Below are 5,348 nucleotides of genomic sequence, written 5' to 3'. Positions count from 1 at the left end.
ATTCTGGCCATCGAGATCAAAGCGGCGACAAGCAGCTCGCCGAAGATCAGCCAGGTCGTCGCCGCATAGGGATACATCAACGTCCCTGCGGGCTCCGCCAGCGCATCGACTTTCGGCGCGGCGATCGGGCCGAGCGCCACTGCGATCACGCACAGCGTGATCGCCAGCACCGCTTGCCAGGAGGGTTTCAGCCGGTTCATGCCGGCCTCCCGCCCATGGCGCGGTCGACGAGGCGCCCGGCAATGCCGACAACCATGACGAGAAGTGCTGCCACCACAGACCCAGCAACCAACGCCGACCAGATGTCGATGGACTGGCTGTAATAGGCGCCGGCGAGCAGCTTGGCGCCGATGCCGGCGACCGCACCGGTCGGCAGTTCGCCGACGATGGCGCCGACCAGGCTTGCCGCCACCGCCACCTTCATCGAGGTGAACAGGAACGGCACCGAGGCCGGCACGCGCAATCTCCAGAAGGTTTGCGCACGACTGGCATTGTAGGTGTGCATCAGGTCGAGATGCATGATCTCGGGTGAGCGCAGCCCCTTCACCATGCCGACAGTCACCGGGAAGAAGGACAGATAGGTCGAGATCATCGCCTTCGGGATCAGGCCGCTGATGCCGATCGCCCCCAGCACGACGATGATCATCGGCGCCACCGCCAGGATGGGAATGGTCTGCGAGGCGATGATCCACGGCATCAGGCTGCGGTCGAGCGTCGCCACATGGACAATGCCGACAGCGATGATGATGCCGAGCGCGGTGCCGAAGGCAAAGCCGAGCAGCGTCGACGACAGCGTCACCCAGGCATTGTAGACCAGGCTGCGGTTCGAGGTGATAGGCCGCAGGAAGGTGTTCTCGAAGAAATTCACCGCCACCTGGTGCGGCGCCGGCAATGTCGGCTTCGGCTGCGACAGCGTCTTGCCGATGAGTTCGCTGAACGTGGAGGTCTCACCGGCGCGACGGTCGAGATCGCGCTGGAACGGCGCGTTGAGGATGACGGCGAAAACATACCAGAGCACGACCACCCCAGCGAGGATCGAGGTGACGGGGATGAGTTTGTCGCGGAAGGTGTCCATTAGGTGCGCTCCCCTTTGCCCAACGGCAAAGAGCGGCCATACCCATTCTTCGTCATCCTAGGGCGAAGCAAGGAGCGAAGCGACGCGGCGCAGACCCTAGGATCCATGCCGTTACCTCTGTGCTCCACAACGGTGCGGAACAAGGCTCCCTGTGCCTCGCCCTGCTTGGCCTGTTTTCTCAACCGTTTTCGCCTTTCGGCCGGCGTCACGGCATGGATCCTAGGGTCTGCGCAGGCCGCTGCGCGCCTGCTCTGCCCTAGGATGACGAAGGGGTGGTTGACCGCTCCCTTTACGCACGCCGCCTCGCGGTGCCCTGGGATGACGAAGGCGCGGTGGGCCGCCCCCCCCTCACCCGACCTCCGCTTCGCTCCGGCCACCCTCTCCCCGTTGGGGAGAGGAGGGAGCCCGTCGTTCGCCCCCTCAATCATCATAGCTGTGCCCTGCCCGCAGCCCGTCGCGCACGCGCGCTGCGATCGCCAGAAACTCCGGCGTCTCGCGGATGTCGAGCGGCCGCTCTCTCGGCAGTGTCGATTCGATGATGTCGCTGACGCGGCCCGGCCGCGGTGACATGACGACGATGCGCGTCGACAGATAGACGGCCTCCGGAATGGAGTGGGTGACGAAGCAGATGGTCTTGTTGGTGCGTCCCCACAATTCCAGCAATTGCTCGTTGAGATGGTCGCGCACGATCTCGTCCAGCGCGCCGAACGGCTCGTCCATCAGCAGCAGGTCGGCATCGAAGGCCAGCGCACGGGCAATCGAGGCGCGCTGCTGCATGCCGCCCGAGAGCTGCCAGGGATATTTCTTCTCGAAGCCTGAGAGGTTGACGAGCTCGAGCGTGCGCTTGATACGCTCGCCTTGCTCCGCCTTGGACAGGCCCATGATCTCCAGCGGCAGCCCGACATTGCGCTCGATCGTCCGCCACGGAAACAGCGCGGCGGCCTGGAAAACATAGCCATAGGCGCGTTTCTCGCGCGCCTGCTCTGCTGTCATGCCATTGACCGAAATCGTCCCCGAGGTTGGCTTCTCCAGATCGGCGATGACGCGCAGCAGCGTGGTCTTGCCGCAGCCCGAAGGCCCGATGAAGGAGACGAACTCGCCCTTACCGATGGTGAGATCGACGTTGGACAGCGCCTGCACCGGCCCGTCATTGGTCTGGAAGGTCAGTCCGAGTTTGCTTGCCGCGACGACGGCTGGCGAAGTCCCCGTCATCGGCCGCCGCCTGCCTGTTCGCGTACTTGCGGCGGCTGGAATCCGATTGCTTTTATCGCGATGTTGTTTTCCACTTACCCTGTCCCATTTGGCCCTGTCCCACTGACCTTGTCCCACTCGATCGACGCCCGGAGTTTCCCCGATGTCGCCCAAACCAACTTGTCATCTTATCCGCCCTGAAAGCACTTATGAAGGCAAGCAGGGATTGACCTATTTCGCCGGCATTGCCGCCGAGACCGTCGGCGCCTCCGGCATCTGCATGCACGTGCTCACCATGCCGCCCGGCGCCCGCGCCAAGGCACATATGCATGAGAGCCACGAGACGGCGATCTATGTGCTCTCCGGCGAAGTCCACACCTGGTACGGCGACCGGCTCGAGCATCATATCGTGGTCAAGGCCGGCGACCTTTTCTATATTCCCGCCGGCGTGCCGCATCTGCCGGCCAATCTGAGCAGCGCCCCGTCTTCGGCCGTCATTGCCCGCACCGATCCCAACGAACAGGAAAGCGTCGTCCTGCTCCCGGAACTGGATGCGCTGGTCGCGTGAGGCCAGCATCGACGGGCTAGGATCCCACCGGTCAATTGCCCGAAGTTTGCGCTGCCCCTCATCGCCCTGCCGGGCACTTCTCCCCGTATAGTGACGGGGAGAAGGACGATTTCGTGGAGGATTTCGCCAATCTCCGACGTTACAAAAAAGGGCGGCGAGGTTGCGTTCATCTCCCTTCTCCCCGTCAGTATACGGGGAGAAGGTGCCGGCAGGCGGATGAGGGGCGGCGCCGAGTTCGGCAATTATCGGCACTGCGACACGTCCCCAAAGGCGGCGCTGTGTTTGTCGGCAATCATCCGTTTCTTGGCGTTCTTCGAGCCGCGCAAGCTCAAACCCCGGTCGCCGGGATGCCGGTGCGTTCCACCTTGCGCGGCGCGGAAATCTCTTTCCACGTCGACAGCGCCCGGTTGACCGCCGCATTCGGCTCGCGGCCGACGAATTCTCCATGCCCGGGCTTGGCCTTGATTTCGGCCTCCTGGATCGACAGTTCGCCACGCGAGAACACGAACCGCGGCAGACCGGTCACCTCGAACCCTTCGAACACGTTGTAGTCGATGACGGACTGCTGCTTCTTCGAGGTGATCTTTTTCTTGCGCTTGGGATCCCAGACGACGATGTCGGCGTCGGCGCCCTCTACGATGGCGCCCTTCTTCGGATACATGTTGAGGATCTTGGCGATGTTGGTCGAGGTCACCGCGACGAACTCGTTCATCGTCAGCCGGCCGGTGTTGACGCCGGTGGTCCAGAGCACCGGCATGCGGTCTTCAAGCCCGCCGGTGCCGTTCGGGATCTTGGTGAAATCGCCGACGCCGTTACGCTTCTGCTTGGTGGTGAAAGCGCAATGATCGGTCGCCACCACCTGCAGCGAGCCCGCCTGCAGGCCCGCCCACAGCGAATCCTGGTGCAATTTGTTGCGGAAGGGCGGGCTCATCACTCGGCGCGCCGCATGGTCCCAGTCCTTGTCGAAATACTCGCTCTCGTCCAGCGTCAGGTGCTGGATCAGCGGCTCGCCGAACACCCGCATGCCCTTCTGGCGCGCCCGACGGATCGCTTCGTGGCTCTGCTCGCAGGAGACATGCACGACATAGAGCGGCACGCCGGCCATGTCGGCGATCATGATGGCGCGGTTGGTCGCCTCGCCTTCCACTTCGGGCGGCCGTGAATAGGCGTGGCCCTCGGGGCCGTTGTTGCCGGCAGCCAATAGCTTCTGCGACAGCGCGGCAACCACATCGCCATTCTCGGCATGCACCAGCGGCAGCGCGCCGAGATCGGCGCAGCGCTGGAACGACGCATACATCTCGTCGTCATCGACCATCAGCGCGCCCTTGTAGGCCATGAAATGCTTGAACGAGGTGATGCCCTTGTCGACGACAGTGGCCATCTCGTCGAACACCTGCTTCCCCCACCAGGTGATCGCCATGTGGAAGGAGTAGTCGCAGGACGCTTTCGAGGTCTTGTTGTCCCACATCTGCAAGGCTTCGAGCAACGACTGCTGTGGCGCCGGCAGGCAGAAATCGACCACCATCGTCGTGCCGCCGGAGAGCGCCGCGCGCGTGCCGGATTCGAAATCATCGGCCGAATAGGTGCCCATGAACGGCATTTCAAGATGGGTGTGCGGGTCGATGCCGCCCGGCATGATGTAGCAGCCGGTGGCGTCGAACTCATGGTCGCCATGCAGGCCCGAGCCGATGGCGACGATCTTGCCGTGCTGCATCAGCACATCGGCCTTCCAGGTGCGGTCGGCGGTGACGATGGTGCCGTTTCGGATGACTTTGGTCATTAGCTGTTCCCTTGTTCTTGCCGCGCTTCTTACGAGCGTCGTTTGGAAGGTAGATTCTAAGCTCACTCCATGATGACAGCCGTCTCCACCACCGCATGGAACAAAACGTCGGCACCCGCCGAAGCCCATTCCTTGGTGATCTCCTCGGCTTCGTTGTGGCTCAAGCCGTCGACGCAGGGGCACATCACCATGGCGGTGGGCGCGACGCGGTTGATCCAGCAGGCGTCATGGCCGGCGCCGGAGACGATGTTGCGGTGGGAATAGCCGAGACGTTCGGCGGCATCACGGATCGCCTTGACGCACCCGGCATCGAAGGTCACCGGATCGAAAGCGCCGACCTGTTCGATCTCGTAGCGGATGTCGAGCGCATCGCAGATCGTGTCGATGCCTTCGCGGATGCGGCCATCCATCGCGTCCAGCACTTCTTTTTCCGGCGAGCGGATGTCGACGGTGAAGACGGTGCGTCCGGCGATGATGTTGCGCGAGTTGGGATAGACCTCCATGTGGCCGACCGCGCCGACGGCATCGGGCTGGTAGTCCATGGCGATCTCATGCACCAGTTCGATCACCCGCGCCATGCCGAGCCCGGCATTGCGGCGCTTGGGCATCGGCGTCGAGCCCGTATGCGCTTCCTTGCCGGTCAGCGTCACCTGCAGCCATTTAAGGCCCTGGCCGTGAGTGACGACGCCGATGTCGATGCCCTCATCCTCGAGGATCGGTCCCTGCTCGATGTG

The 5,348-nt window shown here is 63.4% G+C and carries 5 protein-coding genes and 1 pseudogene; 1 reads left to right on the top strand and 5 read right to left on the bottom strand.

Going from position 1 to position 5,348, the window contains the following annotated elements; translation table 11 throughout:
* The 3 genes and pseudogenes from EOD15_RS27620 to EOD15_RS27605 all read right to left on the bottom strand — a co-directional run.
* Positions 1-200 (bottom strand): annotated as a pseudogene (locus EOD15_RS27620) (ABC transporter permease); the annotation flags it as partial.
* On the bottom strand, positions 197-1,075 hold the full coding sequence (locus EOD15_RS27615; protein WP_127272550.1) for an ABC transporter permease: 879 nt from the start codon (positions 1,073-1,075) through the stop codon (positions 197-199). The gene EOD15_RS27615 and the pseudogene EOD15_RS27620, both read right to left, overlap by 4 nt.
* A 420-nt stretch (positions 1,076-1,495) precedes the next feature.
* On the bottom strand, positions 1,496-2,287 hold the full coding sequence (locus EOD15_RS27605) for an ABC transporter ATP-binding protein (RefSeq protein WP_127272369.1): 792 nt from the start codon (positions 2,285-2,287) through the stop codon (positions 1,496-1,498).
* Between the two features lie 142 nt (positions 2,288-2,429).
* Between EOD15_RS27605 and EOD15_RS27600 the strand changes: the two genes are divergently transcribed.
* A complete protein-coding gene (locus EOD15_RS27600; RefSeq protein ID WP_127321630.1) occupies positions 2,430-2,834 on the top strand; it encodes a cupin domain-containing protein in 405 nt (134 codons plus the stop codon).
* Between the two features lie 328 nt (positions 2,835-3,162).
* Here EOD15_RS27600 and hydA read toward each other — a convergent pair whose 3' ends face one another.
* Both hydA and EOD15_RS27585 read right to left on the bottom strand, forming a co-directional pair.
* The gene (gene hydA / locus EOD15_RS27590) at positions 3,163-4,614 is read right to left on the bottom strand and encodes a dihydropyrimidinase (RefSeq protein WP_127321629.1); all 1,452 of its coding nucleotides are present in this window, start codon (positions 4,612-4,614) and stop codon (positions 3,163-3,165) included.
* 62 nt (positions 4,615-4,676) lie between these two features.
* Positions 4,677-5,348 (bottom strand): hydantoinase/carbamoylase family amidase (locus tag EOD15_RS27585; protein WP_127409023.1); only part of this gene is annotated, 672 nt, incomplete at its 5' end.

It is taken from the genome of Mesorhizobium sp. M7A.T.Ca.US.000.02.2.1 (genome assembly GCF_003996995.1).
Lineage (GTDB): Bacteria > Pseudomonadota > Alphaproteobacteria > Rhizobiales > Rhizobiaceae > Mesorhizobium.
This window is presented reverse-complemented; position numbering and strand designations above follow the sequence as displayed.

Excerpts from the sequence above, each read along its gene's own strand:
- EOD15_RS27615 (WP_127272550.1), bottom strand. The coding sequence starts at position 1,075 with ATGGACACCTTCCGCGACAAACTCATCCCCGTCACCTCGATCCTCGCT.
- EOD15_RS27605 (WP_127272369.1), bottom strand. The coding sequence starts at position 2,287 with ATGACGGGGACTTCGCCAGCCGTCGTCGCGGCAAGCAAACTCGGACTG.
- EOD15_RS27600 (WP_127321630.1), top strand. The coding sequence starts at position 2,430 with ATGTCGCCCAAACCAACTTGTCATCTTATCCGCCCTGAAAGCACTTAT.
- hydA (WP_127321629.1), bottom strand. The coding sequence starts at position 4,614 with ATGACCAAAGTCATCCGAAACGGCACCATCGTCACCGCCGACCGCACC.